General features: G+C 64.3%; 13 protein-coding genes. 8 read left to right on the top strand and 5 right to left on the bottom strand.

Features of this window, described 5'->3' with window-relative positions; genetic code table 11:
- Positions 1 to 126 precede the first annotated feature (126 nt).
- On the top strand, positions 127 to 1,749 hold the full coding sequence (locus AB7290_RS32635; protein WP_085404485.1) for a B12-binding domain-containing radical SAM protein: 1,623 nt from the start codon (positions 127 to 129) through the stop codon (positions 1,747 to 1,749).
- A 4-nt stretch (positions 1,750 to 1,753) separates the two neighbouring features.
- On the opposite strand, the gene AB7290_RS32630 is transcribed toward AB7290_RS32635, so the two are convergent.
- Positions 1,754 to 3,142, bottom strand: a complete 1,389-nt coding sequence (locus AB7290_RS32630; RefSeq protein WP_085404484.1) for an MFS transporter — start codon at positions 3,140 to 3,142, stop codon at positions 1,754 to 1,756.
- Between the two features lie 171 nt (positions 3,143 to 3,313).
- On the opposite strand from AB7290_RS32630, the gene AB7290_RS32625 reads away from it, so the two are divergent.
- Positions 3,314 to 4,375: an isocitrate/isopropylmalate dehydrogenase family protein gene (locus tag AB7290_RS32625; protein ID WP_085404483.1), complete on the top strand. Its 1,062-nt coding sequence runs from the start codon at positions 3,314 to 3,316 to the stop codon at positions 4,373 to 4,375.
- 336 nt (positions 4,376 to 4,711) lie between these two features.
- A complete protein-coding gene (cax, locus tag AB7290_RS32620) occupies positions 4,712 to 5,812 on the top strand; it encodes a calcium/proton exchanger (RefSeq protein WP_085404482.1) in 1,101 nt (366 codons plus the stop codon).
- Positions 5,813 to 5,906: 94 nt separating this feature from the next.
- Here cax and AB7290_RS32615 read toward each other — a convergent pair whose 3' ends face one another.
- The 3 genes from AB7290_RS32615 to AB7290_RS32605 all read right to left on the bottom strand — a co-directional run bounded on the left by AB7290_RS32615 (position 5,907) and on the right by AB7290_RS32605 (position 8,396).
- The gene (locus AB7290_RS32615) at positions 5,907 to 6,368 is read right to left on the bottom strand and encodes a hypothetical protein (RefSeq protein ID WP_085404481.1); all 462 of its coding nucleotides are present in this window, start codon (positions 6,366 to 6,368) and stop codon (positions 5,907 to 5,909) included.
- Between the two features lie 177 nt (positions 6,369 to 6,545).
- Complete coding sequence (locus AB7290_RS32610) at positions 6,546 to 7,184, bottom strand: hypothetical protein (RefSeq protein ID WP_085404480.1); 639 nt, start codon at positions 7,182 to 7,184, stop codon at positions 6,546 to 6,548.
- A gap of 9 nt (positions 7,185 to 7,193) precedes the next feature.
- Positions 7,194 to 8,396, bottom strand: a complete 1,203-nt coding sequence (locus tag AB7290_RS32605) for a hypothetical protein (RefSeq protein WP_205124604.1) — start codon at positions 8,394 to 8,396, stop codon at positions 7,194 to 7,196.
- Between the two features lie 222 nt (positions 8,397 to 8,618).
- Between AB7290_RS32605 and AB7290_RS32600 the strand changes: the two genes are divergently transcribed.
- The 3 genes from AB7290_RS32600 (at position 8,619) to AB7290_RS32590 (ending at position 11,764) form a co-directional block, all read left to right on the top strand.
- Positions 8,619 to 8,831 carry a hypothetical protein gene (locus tag AB7290_RS32600; RefSeq protein ID WP_085404479.1) on the top strand — a complete coding sequence of 71 codons (213 nt, stop codon included), beginning with the start codon at positions 8,619 to 8,621 and terminating at the stop codon, positions 8,829 to 8,831.
- A 69-nt stretch (positions 8,832 to 8,900) separates the two neighbouring features.
- Positions 8,901 to 10,895, top strand: a complete 1,995-nt coding sequence (locus tag AB7290_RS32595) for a LodA/GoxA family CTQ-dependent oxidase (protein WP_441254233.1) — start codon at positions 8,901 to 8,903, stop codon at positions 10,893 to 10,895.
- A gap of 8 nt (positions 10,896 to 10,903) precedes the next feature.
- On the top strand, positions 10,904 to 11,764 hold the full coding sequence (locus AB7290_RS32590; RefSeq protein WP_245344245.1) for an NAD(P)/FAD-dependent oxidoreductase: 861 nt from the start codon (positions 10,904 to 10,906) through the stop codon (positions 11,762 to 11,764).
- Between the two features lie 201 nt (positions 11,765 to 11,965).
- Here AB7290_RS32590 and AB7290_RS32585 read toward each other — a convergent pair whose 3' ends face one another.
- Positions 11,966 to 13,060 carry an amidohydrolase family protein gene (locus tag AB7290_RS32585; protein ID WP_085404476.1) on the bottom strand — a complete coding sequence of 365 codons (1,095 nt, stop codon included), beginning with the start codon at positions 13,058 to 13,060 and terminating at the stop codon, positions 11,966 to 11,968.
- 319 nt (positions 13,061 to 13,379) lie between these two features.
- Here AB7290_RS32585 and AB7290_RS32580 point away from each other — a divergent pair, with 319 nt between their 5' ends.
- Positions 13,380 to 13,733 (top strand): UBP-type zinc finger domain-containing protein, encoded by a 354-nt coding sequence (locus tag AB7290_RS32580; protein ID WP_085404475.1) that lies wholly within the window; start codon positions 13,380 to 13,382, stop codon positions 13,731 to 13,733.
- A gap of 467 nt (positions 13,734 to 14,200) precedes the next feature.
- Positions 14,201 to 15,976, top strand: coding sequence for an AMP-binding protein (locus AB7290_RS32575; protein ID WP_245344242.1), 1,776 nt, complete (start codon positions 14,201 to 14,203; stop codon positions 15,974 to 15,976).
- Positions 15,977 to 15,987: the final 11 nt, after the last annotated feature.

The raw sequence follows: 15,987 nt of genomic DNA, 5'->3' as shown, positions 1-15,987 counted from the left end.
GACTTTCGGCTGTGATTGCCGGTTCCAGGCCCCGTCGGCGCTGCATTGCGGCGACAGTTTGTCCTTTTTACCGGGGTGCAAGACGAACGCGCTCTGGTACACTGGGACGAAGCAAAAAGGGATTCCATGAACGTACCGCAGCGTTGCAACGTATTGATGCTCTATCCGCTGTTCTTGGCGGAGTCGTTCTGGAGCTTTGGCGAATCCTGCGAGCTGATGGGTGTGAAGCGACCCGCGGCCCCCCTCGGCCTGATCACGGTGGCCGCGATGCTGCCGAAGGACTGGACGGTCCGGCTGATCGACTGCAACACCCAGCCCCTTGGTGACGAGGATCTCGCCTGGGCCGATGTCGTGTTCACCGGCGGCATGCTGCCGCAGCAGGCCGATACGCTGCGCCTGATCGAACTCTGCCGCGCCGCCGGCAAGCCGGTGGTCGTCGGCGGACCCGATCCGACGTCGAGCCCCCATGTCTACGAACGGGCCGACTTCCGGGTGCTCGGCGAGGCCGAAAGCGTCATCGACGAGTTCATCGCGGCCTGGGAAAGCGGGGCCCGCGCCGGCGTCTTCACTGCGCCGAAATTCCAGGCCGACGTAACAAAGACGCCGGTGCCACGCTTCGATCTCCTGAAGTTCGAGGACTATCTCTACCTCGGTGTGCAATATTCGCGTGGCTGTCCGTTCACCTGCGAGTTCTGCGACATCATCGAGCTCTACGGCCGTGTGCCGCGCACCAAGACGGTCGAGCAGATGTTTGTCGAGCTCGAGACGCTCTACCGGATGGGCTACCGCGGCCATCTCGACTTCGTCGACGACAATTTCATCGGCAACAAGAAGTCGCTGCGGCAGTTCCTGCCCCAGCTCGCCGAATGGCAGCGCGCGCACGGCTATCCCTTCGAATTGTCCACCGAGGCCTCGGTCAACCTGGCCGACGATCCCGAGCTATTGGAGCTGATGGGCGCGGCCAATTTCTTCGGCATCTTCGTTGGCATCGAAAGTCCGGACCCTGCAACGCTGGTCGCGATGCGGAAGAAGCAGAACACGCGGCGCAACATCGCCGAGAGCATCCACAAGATCTATGCCGCCGGCATGCTCGTCACCGCGGGTTTCATCGTCGGCTTCGACACCGAGAAGGTCTCGATGGCGGAAGCGATGATCGATTTCATCGAGGAGGCCGCGATTCCCGTCGCCATGGTCGGCCTGCTCTATGCGTTGCCGAACACGCAGCTCACGCGCCGACTCGAGCGTGAAGGCCGGCTGCATCCGGGCCACGATCTGGCGCCGACCATCGGCGCCGATCAGTGCACGGACGGCATCAACTTCGATCCGGTCCGCCCGTTGCGCGACATCCTGACGGACTACAAGCGGGTGCTGGAGCACATCTACAGCCCCGCCGCCTACGCAGGACGCGTCGACCGCCTGATGACGCTGCTCGACCGATCCAGGCAGCGCCCCGAGCTCGCCGAGGGCGACATCCGCTCGCGGGTCGGGGCGATGGAGACGGTGCACCGCGTTGTCACCGCCCTTCCCGAAGCGCGCGGGCCGCTGTGGCAGACCTTCATGAACTGCGCCAAGCGCGACACGTCATCGGCACGGATCGCGGTGCAGATGATTGCCGCCTATGCGCATCTCGGGCCGTTCTCGCGCAAGGTCATCGAAGCCATCGACGGGCGCCTCGCTGCGCTCGATGACGAGACGGTCATCCCGACCGCTGCGACGCTCGACACCACCGCAGCCCGGCACCTGGCCTGAAGGCTTACTTCACCGCCAGCCGCAGGAAGCTCATCACGCTGCCGAGCGCGGCAAAGCCGGCGCCGAGGGCCAGCGCGACGGTTGCGCCGTCGTGGCCGGCAAGCGCAAAGCAGAGGGCGGCTAGCGCCGCGCCCGTGGTCTGGCCCGTCAGGCGTGCGGTCGCGACGATGCCGGAGGCGCTGCCGCTGCGGTGCGGCGGCGCGCTCGACATCACCGCCTTCATGTTCGGTGCCTGGAAAAAGCCGAACCCCATGCCGCAGATCACCATCCGCCAGATGATGTCGGGAATGGCAGGATTGGACGGGAGCATCGCGAGCAATGCCATGCCGAGGCCGAGCAGCACGAGCCCGATGCCGCCGAGCAGGCCGACCGCGTGCCGGTCGGAGAGGCGCCCTGCGATCGGCGCCATGATGCCGACCACCAGCGGCCAGGGTGTCATGAAGAAGCCGGTCTCGACCTGCGAACGCCCGAGCACGTCCTCGAAATAGAACGGCAGCGAGACGAAGGCGAGGCCCTGCACGGCGAACGAGCACACCGCGGTCGCTGCCGACAGCGCGAACATCGGCCGGCTGAACAGGTCGATCGGCAGCATCGGCGCGGGATGGTCGGCATGCCGGCGCGTCAGGATGAAGCCGAGTGCGAGGGCCGTGATCAGCTCGATGCCCACGACAACAGGCGACAGATTGTGCGCGGCGCTGCCGATTCCCGTGATGAACAGGCCGAGGCAGGCGGACGCAAGGACTGCGCCGAGGAAGTCGAAGCCATGATCGGCGCGCGGCGTCTTCGGCAGCATTGCAAAGCCGATCCCGATCGCGACGAGGCCGAAAGGAATGTTGACGGCGAACAGCCAGGGCCATGGGCCGACTGCGAGAATGGCGGAGGCGATCGATGGACCGATGGTGAAGGCGGTCGCGACCACGAGCGCGTTGTGGCCAAAACCGCGGCCGAGCATCCGGCCGGGATAGACGAAGCGCACCAGCGCCGTATTGACGCTCATGATGCCGCTGGCCCCCAGGCCCTGCAGCGTGCGCGCGACCAGCAGGCTGTCCAGCGACCACGCCACCGCGCAGAACAGCGAGGCGATGGTGAACAGGATCAGGCCGCCGAGATAGATCCGCTGGTGCCCGACGATCTCGCCGAGCGCACCGAGCGGCAGCAAAGTGGCCACCAGCGCGATCTGGTAGACATTGACCACCCAGACCGATTGCTCCGGCGTGACGTGCAAATCGGCGGCAATGGCTGGCAGCGCGATATTCGCGATCGCGGTGTCGAGGGAGGCCATCGCCAGCGCGGTGAAGATGGCGGCGATCGCCCAGCGCCGCTGCGTGGCCGGAAGGCCGTCGGCAATGGGATGATCGGGCTCGCGCGCGGCGGCAGGTAACGTGATTGTCATTGCCTGGCGCGTTGCTCCGGCGGCGTGGTGAAAGGGGACTTTCGGCATGTACTACGCCGAAGGCCGCTTCCACAGGCATATGCTTGCATGCTGTGTATGCGCGAAGGTGAGGCGATGCGGCCGGCGGCTGGCGTATGATTGCGCCAGCTGCTGCAATCTTGGGGGATCACCATGCAAATCGTCGTTCTGCCCGGTGACGGCATCGGACCGGAGATCACGGCCGCGACATCGGGCGTGCTGCGTGCGGCCTCCGAGCGCTTCCAGCTCAATCTGCGGCTCGAGGAGCACGCGGTCGGGCATGCGAGCCTGAAGCTATCAGGCACGACGGTACGCCCCGAGCTGCTCGACATCGTCCGCGCCGCCGACGGCCTGATCCTGGGGCCAACCGCGACCTTTGACTTCAAGGACGAGGCGCATGGCGAGATCAACCCGTCCAGGCACTTTCGCAAGAGTCTCGACCTCTACGCCAATGTCCGGCCCGCGCGCACCTATGCGGGGCGGCCCGGCCGGCTCGGCGAGTTCGACCTCGTCGTCGTGCGCGAGAACACCGAAGGGTTTTACGCCGACCGCAACATGGAGCAGGGCAATGGCGAGATGCTGGTCACGCCTGACGTCGTGATCTCGCTGCGCCGGATCACGCGCCTCTGCTGCGAGCGTATCGCGCACGCCGCCTGTCGTCTGGCGATGAAGCGGCGGAAGCATCTGACCATCGTGCACAAGGCCAATGTGCTGAAACTCGGCGACGGCATGTTCCTCGACATCTGCCGCACGGCGGCGAAGGGCTATCCCGGCCTCGAAGTCGACGACATCCTGGTCGACGCCATGATGGCGCATGTCGTGCGCAACCCCGATCGCTTCGACGTCATCGTCGCCACCAACATGTTCGGCGACATCCTGTCCGATCTCACGGCCGAGCTCTCCGGCAGCCTCGGTCTCGGCGGCTCGCTGAATGTCGGTGATCGCTTCGCCATGGCGCAGGCCGCGCACGGCTCGGCGCCTGACATCGCGGGGCAGGACGTTGCCAATCCGGTCTCGCTGATCCTGTCGACCGCGTTGCTGCTGGCCTGGCACGGCGAGAAGAGCGGCGCCGTCCGCTACGAGGAAGCGGCGCGTGCGATCGAAGCCGCGGTGGCGAAAGCGATCGGCGAGGGCAGAGCGACGCGCGACGTCGGCGGCAAGCTCGGCACCATCGCGGCAGGTGCTGCGATCGCGGAGATCTTGCAGGCGGAGTGAGCCATCGTCGCGGATGCCTGCGATTTTTTTGGGGGCCAACACAAAAACTCGAAAAACAACCCCATGCACAGTAGCAGGCTCCTTGATCGATAAGGGATTTTCGGAGCGCGTCGCGACGACCTTCGTGACAGTGATCACGTTGACCCGTCGGGCAAAACACTGGCATGATGCTATCGTGCCAGCGGTCGGGGACAAGGGCGCATTCTCATCATGCGCGACGTCCGTTTCCTGACGTCCAGTGGCCCGTCTCCTCTGGCCCGCTTGAGCCAGATCAAGACTCACCCCGCGGCGCCGCCGGACCTTTCCATCAACGCATCCATGGAAAGGGCGGCCCATATGACAACCCTGCTCAGGGAAATCCGGGATACACCTCTGCTCTGGATGCTGGTCTTCGTGCCCATCGTGCTGGTGGCGGACGCGGTCGCCCCGCATTCCCACACGCTGCTGTTCGTGCTCGCCGTGCTTGCGATCGTGCCGCTGGCGGCGCTGCTCAGCCACGCCACCGAAGCGGTCGCCGCCAGAACCGGCGATGCCGTGGGTGGACTGCTCAACGCAACGCTCGGCAATCTGACGGAGCTGATCATCGCCATCACGGCGCTGCGGGCAGGCGAGTACATGCTGGTGAAGGCCTCGATTGCCGGCGCCATCGTCACCAACGCGACATTCATGCTCGGCGCCTGCCTGCTGCTCGGCGGCCTGCGCTACCACGTGCAGGAGTACAACCGTGCCGGCGCGCGCCTGTCGTCCGGCCTGTTGCTGATGGCGACAGTCGCCCTGCTGGCCCCCTCGGCAGTCGCCGACCTCGAGCATTTGCCGCAGGACGGAGGCGTCATTCACAAGCTTAGCGTCGGCATTTCAGTCCTGCTGATCGCGGCTTACGCGCTTGGCCTGTGGTTCTCGCTCGGGACGCACAAGGAATTGTTCGCAAGCGCCGATCACGGCGAGCAGGAGGAAGCGCACTGGCCGATCGGGCTAGCCGTTGGGACGCTGCTGGCCGTCACCGTGCTGGTGGCGCTGGTGAGCGAGATCTTCGTGGAATCGGTGCAGAAGGCGGCGGAGACCTTCGGCATGAGTCCGGCTTTCGTCGGGTTCATCATCGTTTCGCTGGTTGGCGCCGCTGCCGAATTTGCAGTTGCCCTTGCCGCTGCGCGCAAGGACCGCCTCGACATGGTCGTCAGCATTGCGCTCGGCAGCGCCTCCCAGATCGCGCTGTTCGTTGCACCCGCGCTCGTGCTGCTCAGCTATGTCGTGGGACCGACGCCAATGAACCTTCAGTTCTGGCCTGGCGCCGTCACCATGGTGATGATCGCAACAGTCACGGCGACCTTCATCACCACCAGTGGACGCTCGGCATGGTTCGTCGGCGCCCTGATGATCTTCATTTATGCGGTGTTTGCGCTGACGCTGTATGTCGTCCCGCCGGCGGGCGAGGGATGAGGTGCACTCGCCCGCGGGCACAGGGGTGAATTGGCTCATCGGAGAATGGCGGCCCGTGGCGAGCCATCCTCCGAAGCGGCGAATACGTTTCCCGCTAGTAGGCCCAGTAGCTGCCGGTGGGCGGGCAATTGTCGCCGCCGTAGCCATAGCCGTAGTTGCCGCCGCCATAACCGTAATACGATGCGGCCGGGTAGCCATAGCCATAGGCGGGATAACCGCCAGAGTAGCCACCGTAGTACCCGCCATAGCCGCCGTAATAGGCGCTCCGCGCGATTGCGCCGCCGACGACCGCGCCGGCGACCACACCGTAACCGAGGCCGCGATAGCCGTAGCCGCGATAACCCCAGCCGCCGCGGTAGCCCCAGCCGACGCCGCGATAGCCGTAGCCGCCGCCGCGCCAGCCGCCGACCCAGCGCACTTCGGTGGTGGTCTGATCGACCATCGATTTCATCGTCGAAAGATGCGTCGGGATCGGCCCGGCCTGAGCGATTGTGCCTGATAGCAGGGCGCCGGCTCCGGCGAGAACGAAGGTACGCAGGGAATTCGAGGATGTCATGATCGATCATCTCCTTGGCTTACGGGCGGCGCTTTCTGCGCGGCCGTACCCATTCCGGGATGGCAATGCCGCGGCGGGTTTGATCCAGATCAAGCGTCGACGGCGTATCCGGCCTGGACCTCGACGGGATCAATGTGCGATGCCGTCGGTAAGCACGCGCAGGCTCGTGGCGGGCGACTACTTCAAGTCGACCGTATCTTCCGCGATGATTTCTTCGTCGAATCCGGTCGTCCGCAACACGCGTACCGCGGCACGTTTGGCGCCGGCGAACTGATTGCGATCGACGTCCACCTCCGGGGTGGGACGACTCACTGCGATCGTGTCCCACGTCGACTTGTTGTCCGGCTTGACCTGGACCGAGTAGGTTACGCCGGCGACGGGCTGCAAACCGCCGAGTTGGTCGATCCTCAATGGCCGCCGGCTGGCTGCTGCAGCCCCGGCAAGCTCAAGTCCGAAGGTGGCGCCTGCGGTCGGCCCGGAGGGTGCCGCCCCGGCCTCGTACCGGCTGATCTCCTTCCCCTTGAGCTGGAGGCTTACCGACTTCATGCCGCTCACCCGCGGAAGGTCCGCCTGAATCAGACCGACTTCGTTCGGCCGGTCGGGTTCAGCAGATGACCGGCGGATCACGACTGGCTCACGGTAGACTTCCTTGCCGGTGCCGTCGTAGGCTACGAGTTCCACGTCCTTGTCGGTGGCGGCGTCCGACGCGATGGTGGAGACCGACGGGTTCACATACATGATCTTGCCGTCACCAGCGGTCTTGTTGATGGTGGCGACGACGTGAACGAATGATCCGGTCTTGATTTCGGTCTTCATCGGATCCTCCTAGGCGACCGGCGGACCGAGGGCGTCCTCTTCCAAAAGCCGGGTCATTATCGCCTGGTAAGTGTACGCCGATAGCCACTGGTTGTCTGCATAGGTCATCACGTCGTGATATGTGAGCCCCGGCAACGCAGCGGCCGGCAGGCCGAGTTCGTGATCCCCGGTGTCGACACCGACATATTTGTTGTCCGGCTTGCTGATACAGCCGTTCTCATAAGGGAATGTCGGATCGCTCGCGTCCTGCGCGGCGGGGGGAAATCCCGGATGAAACCGGCCGAACGTATGTCCGAGTTCGTGAGCACCGTACCAGTCGGCGTACGACGCGTCGCGATCGCCGGCAAATCCGTTCGGCACGCCCGCGGGTCCGGAAGCGACGGTGTCCGGCTGGGGCGTGCCCGGAATCGCGAACGCCTTTCCTCGCATGAAGTTGTTGGACGCGTTATCGTCGACGAGACCGTAATAGTGCGTGCGCGGGTCGACGCCGCTGCTCACCTCGCGGCTTCGCAGCGCGGCGATCTGGGCATTGGCGAGATCGACCGTCGAGTCGTCGAACGGTGCGGCAAAATCCGCGTCCACCACCATGTGGGACCATTCGAGCGCGGCGACAGGATAGGCGCGATTGAGAAACGACCTGAGATACGAAAAGTGGACCGCAGCGGGTGTGACGGTCGTCGTGCCCGCTTTGTATCGAAGGCCGATCACCCGGATGCGCAGCGGCGGCGCCGCCGCGAATGTGACGGGCGCGATGTTGAACGCCGCCGCCGGAAGGTCGCCGCCTCCGGGCTGAAAGATGCGGCTGATGCGCAAGTTGAGTGTGCCCGCGCCGATGGCCGCGGCCGGCAGGCGGAAGTTCAGGCTCTTGTCGATGTCTTCCCGCTGTTCGCGGAGACTGAAGGGCGAGCCCGGGTCTACCCGAAGCGAGTTGAGGGCCGGGAGGAACGTGTCGCCTCCGCCGCTCCGGCTCCACGCAATTTCCGCGGTGATCTGACCGGGCTGCGACACCGAAGTCGGCTCAAGATAGAGGCGAACGAGCGTCGCCTTATCGGCGACCAGCGGCACCGAATTCGTCACGTCCTGAACGCACTGGACGATCTCGACGCCGCGCACCTGCACGCCGGTCTGCGGCTGAGCGAGGCCGAGCGGGCGGCGCTTGCGAGGTTTGAGTCTGGGAACGCCCGAGCCGCGATGCACGCACATCATGCACATGGTGTTGTTCCGGCTTTGATGACCCGTAACGCGAGCTTCGCTTTGTCGCGTGGACTTTAGGTCTACATTGATACTATACTACTCGCTATAATTGAACAAAGCCAACCCTGCGGATCGGTCATTTGGACGCAGCGCGGTTGACATAGCCTGTTGTCGGAGCCGGTTGCGAAAGGCCCCCGCACAGCAAGTTCTGCGGCGAATTATTTGCGCGGAGGACGTTCGATGCTGCATCGCTTTCAGTCGCGTGGGCTCGGCGCGGCAGCTGCTCCGCAGAGCACCGCGCCGCCACGTTCGGAGTTCGAGCCGATCGAGGACATCCGCGCCTCGTTCATCGACAAATTCCAGAGGCGGCGGATCGAGGCCGGCGAGAAGCCCGCCGCCCTGAGGCGCAGCCTGAACGGACAGCCGATCGACGAGCCGGACCATCCGCGCTGATGGCCTCGCGGCAAGTCTCGTGCGACGCCTCCGTTTTTGGACAATCCCTTTTGATATCGAGGTCAGACGATGATCGATCCAAACGCAATTGCAGCGTTGAAAGTCTATCCGCCCATCGGCGTCGCCCGCGTTGGCAACGCGCAAGGCGCCGGCGACTACGTCATCGGCCCCGAGATGATCGGCGGTGCGTCGACCTTGCCCGGCACGACGCCGGAACAGCCGGCTCGCTTTGTCGAGGACTTTCGCACCGCGAACGGAGAGATCAAGCGGCAAGCCGCGCGCTTCCGCATCTACGCCCACATGAAGGACGGCAGCGTGCAGGAGGTGACCGCTGCATCCGCGAAGATCGAGTGGCGCGTCTGCATCGCAAACCTCAAGGCCGGCTGGTACGAGTTCAACCAGGCAATGGACCTCGGCCCGCTGAGCCAGAACGCGTTGCAGCGAAATCGCGAGCTGGTTTTGCCGGACGCCAGGTGGAAGCTCGACATCACGCCAACCCCGCGAAGCATCGCGGGGCAGGGGGCTGGCCCGATCAGGCTGGACGATGGCGCGTTCTGGGCTTCGCCGGTCTATCTCGGCGAGCTTCGTACCGATGAGGAGGGGCGGCTGATCTTCCTCGGCGGCAATGGAGTTTCGCGGCCTTTCCGCAAAGGGACCCGGCCCCTGACTTTCGCCAACAATCCAGGTTGGCACGATGACGTCAGCGACGGGCCGGTGCGGGCGCAAGTGACATTTGCGGGGCATGCACCGATCGATGCGGAGCCCGGCTATGTCTGCGTTACGCCGCCGAATTACGCGCCGGGGCTGTTCGGTCTCGTCACGATGGACGACGTGGTGCGGGAAGTGTTCTACGACAAGGGCTGGATTCCACGACCGGTCAAGACCTCGTTCGTCAACGACGTGCAACCAATCTTTCAGCGCCTGACCGGACTGCAATGGGTCAACCACGGGCTCTTCGTCGTTCATGGTTTTGGCTCGCCGCTCGACGCGCAGAATGCGCAAGTCCTCGCCAAGCTCAACGACGCGTCTGCTGCGAATGCGGCGTGGCGCGCGGCCGTGCTGGCGTTGTTTCGCGATCCAGGCGCGAGCGGCGCACTGATCGAAGATCAGATAGCGCAGGTGTTCGGCGATGCGGTCGACCAATTCTTCGAAGGTCCGCCGAAGCCTTCGAATTCGCTGCTTGCCGTGACGAAGACCCAGTACGCGCACCTCAAGCGCTGGGCTGCTGGAACATTCGACGCCGACGGGCCGTCGCACCAGCCGCCGCAGGCGCAGGACTTCGATGCCCTGCCTCCCGAGGTCCAGGTCAAGCATCTCGAGCGCGCATCCTTGCACGATTGTCTCGGCGGCCCATTCCATCCCGCGATGGAGATGACATGGGTGATGCGGATTCCGCTGATGTGGGCATCGGCGTATCGGCTGAAGGTCCTGGCCGGTGAGCAACCAGCGCGGCAGGACTTCGGGGGTACTCTCACTCCGGCGGTCTGCACCGGCGCGAATGGTCCGCACGATGGTGTCGCAGCCGGCTGCCTCACCCGCTTCCTTGGCGTGCCGTGGCAGACTGATCATACCTCGTGCAATTCGGCGGCCGACTACTTCCCGTCGACGTTCCTGTCGATGCCGACGTTCTGGGGACCGCGTGCCCCGGATCAGGTTCTGGCAGACGGAAACTATCTGCGTGCGGCCGCCATCGCGCCTCTCGGCCAGGCGACGCAACAGCAGACCTTCAAGCACCTGATGAACCGGGTCGACTGGTTGCGCGACATCCGCGGCAACGATTACTATGACCGCCTGTCGAACATGATTGCGGAATGGTCCGAGCTCGGCATGGTGTTGCCGGTGAAGAACGCGCCTGCATCTCTGCCGGTGCAGGATCTGCGGGTCGAGCAGGGACGCCGCGACAGCAGCGGGCCGATCGATGTCACGGCCGATCCGAAGTACCACGCGGCCGAAGACATGGAGAGCCTTTTCTTGCCGCAGACGACGGCAGGCCTGGCGCAGCGGCGCGGTGCACGCAAGACGGCTCCCCCGCCGAAGCGGACCTATCGCCCGGGCGAGATCTGACCTTGGACGTGCTGCGCACCGACTGTCTCGTGGTCGGCGCGGGGCCTGCCGGCTTGACCGCCGCACGCCTGCTGGCCCTTAGGGGCCGCACGGTCATTGTCGCAGATTCCGGCGTCACGCCGACGACGCGGCTTGAGCTGCTTGCTCCGGCCTCGCTCGTCACTGTCGCGGCGGTGGGACTTGAACATCTGCTCGACGATCCGGCGATCGCCCGAGCCTGTCTCGGGATTCGACGAACACACCGTTCGGGCGCGTCGGACTACGAGGACTTTCTGCGTCATCCCTGCCGCGTCGGGTATGTGGTCGATCGCGGCCGTTTCGACCAGCGCCTTCGCGACGAGGCTGTCGCCGTCGGGGTTACATTTTACGGGCTGCGCGCAATCGGCGTCACGCCGGACCGCGGCGTTATCTGTCGTGCGAGCGATAGCGCTCGGACGAAGCTCGTCCTTGCGGAGATCGTTGTCGATGCAACGGGGCGCGCCGCCGCGATTGCGCGGCGCCGGGGCGCGCGCGTGGCCGCCCGGGATCGCATGGTCGCCGAACTGGTCGAGGATGCGGCTGACGGCGCGACGGCCGGTTCCGCATCGTGGCTCGAATACAGCAGCGATGGACCGACCTGGTCTTACCGCATCAGTGGGCCGCGAGGGCGTGTGCAGACTTGGCGCATTCGCAGATCCGGCACACCGGCTGGAGATGCGCTGCTCAGCGTGGACGCGTCGGCTTGCCTCCTCTCGGAGGCCGCGGGCGAAGGTTGGATTGCAGTGGGCGATGCGGCGATGGCGTCGATCCGATTGCCTCTCAGGGGCTGTTCAACGCATTGTCGTCCGCTTTGGTCGCGACGGGTGCGCTGTTGTCGGCTGATCGGCTGAGCCCGACCTCGGCGCGATTGTATTCCGACGCGGTCGCCACAACATTCCTTCACTGCGAAGCAGGCCGTATCAGCGTCTATGGCACCATGCCTCCGGCGCCGCAGTCATGGGCCGATCCGGCAAAAACGATCGCGCAATGAAGCATGATTTCGCAGGCCGATCGGGCTCCGAAGCCCGCTCCACGCTTTTCGGGATGATCCTCTAACCCTGCAGCCGGGGAACGAGACGTGTCGCGTTCCGATGGCCGATCGCATCGAGATCGTCTGTCGAGAGGCCAAGCTTCTGCAACTGCGCGAACTGGCCAAGGCTGAAGTACGGATAGTCGCTGCCATAGGTGATCTGCGAGGCGGGCACGAGCTTGAGCAGCGCGGCCATGGACGGCGCGAAAGTCGCATTCGCGGTGTCGTAGTGAAGCCGGCGTAGTTCGCCTTCGATTCCGTCCGGCGCAAACTCCTTCAGGTCGGGCCGCGCCCCATAGAATGAATTGATGCGCCCGGCCATCATCGGTATCGTGCCGCCGGCGTGCGAGAATAGCCATTTGATGTCGCGGTGGCGGGCGAATGCGCCGCTGAGCAGAAGGCTCGTCACGGTCCGTGTGGTGTCGTGCGGGACTTCGATCACCGCCGGGAACGTGCCGACACTGAGCGCGCTACAGCAACTCGCGACCAGCGGATGCACATAAACGACCGCCTTGCGACGGTTCAGCTCCTCGAACACCGGCCTGTAAGCGGCATTGCCGAGCCATTTGTCGCCGTAGCTGCTTTGCAGCCCGATCCCGTCCGCCTTCAGCGTGTCGAACGCATATTCGATCTCCCTGAGCGTGGCATCGACGTCCTGCATCGACAAGGTCGCGAACAGGCCGAAATGGCCCGGATGGTCGCGCATCATGTCCGCCGCGTACTCGTTGCAGGCGCGCGCGAGCCGGCCGGCTTCCGCCGGCCCGAGGTCGAACCACACGCCTGGCGTGGAGGCGACCGACAGGATGCCTGTGCGTATGCCATTGCGGTCCATGTCCTCGACGAGCTTCTCGCGGGTCCAGGCCACCTGGCCGGGAAAGTGCGGCTGCTTGCGTGCGTCTTCGTAGCCAAGCCAGAGCTTTTGATACTCAGGCGGATAGAAATGAAGGTGAGTATCGATCAGCGCCGGCTTGGTCTGTCCGTGCACCGCAACGGCGGGGACGGCCGCGGCCAGGCCAAGTGCACCAACGCCCGCGAGGAAGCCGCGGCGCGACGAGGGCGGGCCGTAGCAGGTGGGGCAGGCGTGATGCCCTCGAGATTTTTGATCCCATTTGTTCATGTTGCACGTCTCCCGTGACGAACTGGCAAAGCCAAGGCCTGTGGTGCTTCTATCGGCAGAACGTTTCGTCCCTCCGCTGTCTGTGGTGCGGCCGCAGCGGGGCAATGATTGTTGGGGATTGGAATACGCCGATTTTTCGTCGCCGAACGATGCCTCGCGTCACGCCTGTGCATCGCCGCAACTTTGTGTGAACGCCTCTCCAATTCTCCCGCGAGATGCTCCCTGATGTCGCGAGGTTGACCCGTCGGGCGAAACACTGGCAAAATGCGATGGCGGCGAAGATTTGCGATGACCGCAATCACTTTCAGTGAGTGGATCGATGAAGTCTGACAGGGATGGCATCAACCTCGCGGCCAAGCCAAGCGGAACGGGTTGCGCGGAATGCTCGGCTGCTGGCGGATGGTGGTTTCATCTTCGCAGATGTGTCGAATGCGGTCACATCGGCTGCTGTGATACGTCACCCAATCAGCATGCAACGAAGCATAACGCGGCGACGGGTCACCCGATCATCACGAGCTTCGAGCCGGGCGAACGGTGGTTTTACGACTATCGCACGGGACAGCCCTTCGCGGGCCCGAAGCTGCAAGGCCCGCACGCGCATCCGTTGGACCAGCCGGTGCCCGGGCCGGACGGCGCGGTGCCTCCGGACTGGCAATCGCTGCTGCATGAATAGGTCGCAGCCTCTGGCAACTGGTCCATAGCAGACGAGCGCGTTTAGCAGCGGGGCTGCTTCCGGGCATCGCGCGTGAACTCACGGGCGGACGTCTTGCGCGAACTCTCGGCACCCGTGAATCCCCCATTGGAACCCTCACTGGTGTCCGTGACGCCGGATCAGCGACATTGCAAATGCAACGCGATCCTCGCGAAGATGAAATTCTCACGCAACGTAGCATCGAGATATTGCCCTCCCGACGTTCTGCAGGAGCCTCATTGCGCGTGAGGACTACAGATCGTTTGCATCGATCGCCGCCGCCTCAGCCGGGCCTTCGCGGATATCGAAAGGAGAACGCCTGTGCAGCCTGCTCTCGACCATCCTGCTCCACGCCATATTGTTCTATGCCTTCACCACCGACCGACATCGAGGTCACGAGAAGGGATGACGGCACCCTGATATTGCGATCGCGGATTATGCTCGCTGGAGTGAGCGGGACGATTTGCGCATACCTTCCCCACTGGGCTCAGGAAACGCCGGACCGCGTCTTTCTCGCGCAACGAACCCGCGACAATGCATGGCAGTCGATCAGCTATGGCGAATTCTGGTCTCGAGTGCGCTCGGTCGGGCAGGCGCTGATTGATCGGGGTGGCGCAGCGGGCGATACGCTGGCCATCCTGTCCGGCAATTCGATCGAGAATGCGGTGATCCAGTTCGCCGCGATGTCGATCGGTCTGCAGGTTGCGCCGATCTCGCCAAGCTACAGTCTTCTGCCAGGTGGCCTCAGCCGCATCGAAGACATCGCGAAGGTCCTCACGCCGAAGTTTGTGTTTGCCCAGAAGGCGGATCCCTTCGTGCAAGCCCGTGCCATCCCCGGCTTTGCGCAGGCCGAATGGATAACGGCGGAAGAGGCGGCGGATACCACGCCGCTGTCGGAGCTATCCGCCGCGACACCGGGTCACGCGTTTGAGGCGGCGTTCGCAGCACTCGGACCGGAGACCGTCGGCAAAATCCTGTTCACGTCGGGATCGACCGGCTCTCCCAAGGGAGTGATCAATACCCATCGCATGATGTCGAGCGTGCTGCAGATGGCCGCTCAGGTCACGCCGGTCTCGCAGCCCCTGGTTCAGATCGAATGGCTGCCCTGGCATCATACCATGGGTTGCAACGTCATACTGAATGGGATTCTGAAGAACGGCGGCTCTCTCTATATCGACGATGGCCGACCGACGCCCGAAGCGTTTCATCGAACAATCGCCAATCTGCACGACGTCTCTCCGACGGCCTCATTCAATGTCCCAACCGGTTACGCGTTGTTATGCGCCGCGCTCGGCGAGGATCCAGACCTGAGGCGGAAGTTCTTCCATCGCATCGACAGAATGATTTTCGGGGGCGCGGCGATCCCGGCGGCCGTAATGGCAACGCTTCAGGAATATGCAATCGAAGTCCGCGGCGAGCGAGTTCCGATTTTGGCCGGATACGGCGCCACGGAAGCCGGGCCGACCATCTGCGTGTCTTATCGACCGTGCGAAGCGCCGGGAGAGATCGGCTTGCCGGCACCCGGCATCGAACTCAAGCTGGTTCCGGCGATGGACGGTTACGAGGCGCGGGTCCGTGGCCCGAACGTCATGCCCGGTTATCTCGGATTACCCGAATTGTCTGCGGCGGCATTCGACGAAGAGGGCTTCTATCGGGTAGGCGACGCGGTCTCGTTCATCGATCCCGCCGATCTCTGCCGCGGCCTGAGGTTTTCCGGGCGTCTCTCGGAGAATTTCAAAATGATGACAGGCACGTGGGTGCTCGTCGGCGAGCTGCGTGCCGCCATCCTGGACCGGATGGGCGGCGTGCTGCAGGATCTGGTCATCGGAGGCGAGGGCCGCGATTCTCTCGTCGCGCTGGTATGGCTCAATCCGGACCGTGCAAGGCGACATGCTAACGGCGCAGCAGGCGCGGATTCCGGTGACACCCTTTCATTGGATTCCGGCGTTCGCGCATACGTCCATCGGGTCTTGACCGAGCATAACCTAGCGGCAGCGACCAACGCGCGGATATCGGCCGTTGCCATCCAGATCCAGCCGCTGTCGCTCGCGGCAGGCGAGACAACGGACAAGGGCTACATCAATCAGCGCGGGGTCCTGAAGAACCGTTCCGCCATTCTCGACAGTCTCTATAGCGGAGCAGCCTCGCCGCACATCATCCGGCTTGCCTCTCATCCACGCGCGTTGTCGACGGCAGGAAATGCAGTCACGTCGACTGATGCATGACCAGAGAGCCC

It is taken from the genome of Bradyrhizobium sp. 613_E4_N2_2 (assembly GCF_052075995.1).
GTDB classification, from domain to species: Bacteria; Pseudomonadota; Alphaproteobacteria; order Rhizobiales; family Xanthobacteraceae; genus Bradyrhizobium; species Bradyrhizobium barranii.
Note: the sequence above shows the minus strand (reverse complement) of the source record. Positions and strands in the feature narration are given on the sequence as shown.